This is a genomic window from Streptomyces spinoverrucosus (assembly GCF_006539505.1).
In the GTDB taxonomy this organism is placed as follows: domain Bacteria; phylum Actinomycetota; class Actinomycetes; order Streptomycetales; family Streptomycetaceae; genus Streptomyces; species Streptomyces spinoverrucosus.
On record NZ_BJND01000170.1, the window covers coordinates 1 to 1666 of the forward strand.

Genomic DNA, 1666 nt, shown 5'->3' on the forward strand with positions numbered 1-1666 from the left:
GGTGGTGCTGCTTTTGTAGGATCACGGCTCCAGTACCGAGGTGTCGGAGGGCATGACGATGGAGCGACCACGGATACGCCTCGGCAGCGATAGTGCGTGGCTGGAGCTGGCCCATACAGGCGGGGATGATTGGCGAGTGACCGCCGATTGGTGTTCGTGTCTGAGAGCCGACTTCACCGCCTACCTCAGCGCCGGGGAGATCGCGGACTTCGTCGCCCGGATGCTCTCCCATCTGCGCGCTCCGTCGGGTCGCCGCTTCTCGGCGGCGGTGACTCCCGGCCGCAACAATCCGCTGACGCTGAACGCCGAAGCTGTCCAGGATGGTTTCGCCTTCTTCGTGCGCCTGACTCCCAACGGCGATGACGGCGCGTGTCACTTGCAGATGGAAATCGACCCGATCGACGCCACGGAGCTTCGTGGCGTGTTTGATGCACTGCGCGCGTCATTGGTGCTCTGACGGCAGAGATTTGCCCCTTCGGTCAGGCCTGCGTTCGGCGGCCAGGACGTCGCGGTGGCGGGCGTTGGCGTTGCACCACCGCAGGTAGGCGTGCAGGGCCCAGGTCTGCACCGTGTGGTTGGGGTGGTTGGAGTTGGCGATGGTGAACTGCCTCAGCGGTCCGAAGTGCGCCTCGATCGGGTTGGCCCACGAGGCGTAGGTCGGGGTGAAGCACAACTCGACCTTGTTCTTCCTCGCCCAGCGGCGGATGTCGCTGCCCTTGTGCGCGGCCTGGGTGCGTGCCGGGGCCGCGGACGATGCACACGTCGGATACGGCGAGGCCCGGCCGCATACGGATGCGGCCGGGCCGGAGGCGGTGGCTCATCAGGTTTCGGGACAGAGTGTGTTGCGCAGCCCGATGTTGAGGTGCCGTGCGTCGTCCTCAGTCAGCATGACGCCGTCGTAAGAGAACAGTTCCATTGCACTGTTGACCGTGTCCAAGACACCCCCGTCGAGGTTCACACACTGGTAGCGCGCCTTTTCGATGGCCTTGTCCTCGTCTTGGGCGAGCTTGGGATTGACGTCCTTTATGGCCGCGATGACGGCGGTTCTCTTGTCGCCGGTGGGCTCGGGGAGGGCGACCTTGTCGGCCTCGGAGGTGTCACTGCTGTCCGCGGTGTTCGGAGCCGCAGGTGCGCTGCTCAGGGCGGTGTCGGCCTTGCTGTCGGTGCCGTTGTCGCTGCTGCAGCCCACAAGGCTGACGGCGAGTACGGCGGTGACGACTGCGGTGGTGGTACGGATACGCATGATTCCCCCCTGGATCTTGTACGTCCGGGGGACATCATGCGCAGGCCAGGTGCTGGGGGCCAGAGTGGTCACACGGCTGTGACACGACCAAGCCCACGCCGGGACTTCGCACGACACAAGATCACCGCGAAAGGGACATCCAGGGCAGAACGCCGGGGCCCTGTTCGCTTCTGCGGCTCGTTGTCGGTCCCGGCCCGGCCCATCAACGGGGCGTTTTCTGCGTCTGGATGCGGTTCTTGCTCTCCAGCCATTCCACATAGTTGTGCGAAGCGCTGCTGCCCTGCTTGCCGGGCGATACCTTCAAGATCGCGTGGTCCTTCTCAGGGTTGCCGCTGAGGTATGCCTCGGTCAGGACATACGGCAGGCCGTCCACGCGGAACCGGATGCTGCCGTCGGGGTAAGCACTGACGTGGACTGCGGCCG

Annotated in this window: 3 protein-coding genes and 1 pseudogene; 1 reads left to right on the plus strand and 3 read right to left on the minus strand. The window is 65.2% G+C overall.

Annotated features, from left to right (window positions below):
• The first annotated feature begins 52 nt into the window (after positions 1–52).
• Positions 53–457, plus strand: a complete 405-nt coding sequence (locus tag SSP24_RS42315) for a hypothetical protein (RefSeq protein WP_141316574.1) — start codon at positions 53–55, stop codon at positions 455–457.
• Here the strand turns inward: SSP24_RS42315 and SSP24_RS42320 are convergent.
• The 3 genes and pseudogenes from SSP24_RS42320 to SSP24_RS42330 form a co-directional block, all read right to left on the minus strand.
• Positions 443–727: pseudogene (locus tag SSP24_RS42320) on the minus strand (transposase); the annotation flags it as partial. The gene SSP24_RS42315 and the pseudogene SSP24_RS42320 overlap by 15 nt on opposite strands.
• Positions 728–820: 93 nt before the next feature.
• Positions 821–1243 carry a hypothetical protein gene (locus tag SSP24_RS42325; protein WP_141316576.1) on the minus strand — a complete coding sequence of 141 codons (423 nt, stop codon included), beginning with the start codon at positions 1241–1243 and terminating at the stop codon, positions 821–823.
• Positions 1244–1445: 202 nt separating this feature from the next.
• Positions 1446–1666, minus strand: a 221-nt coding sequence (locus SSP24_RS42330) for a hypothetical protein (protein ID WP_141316578.1), incomplete at its 5' end; no start/stop codon positions are given.

Coding starts and splice junctions, on each gene's coding strand:
- SSP24_RS42315 (WP_141316574.1), top strand. CDS start 53: ATGACGATGGAGCGACCACGGATACGCCTCGGCAGCGATAGTGCGTGG.
- SSP24_RS42325 (WP_141316576.1), bottom strand. CDS start 1,243: ATGCGTATCCGTACCACCACCGCAGTCGTCACCGCCGTACTCGCCGTC.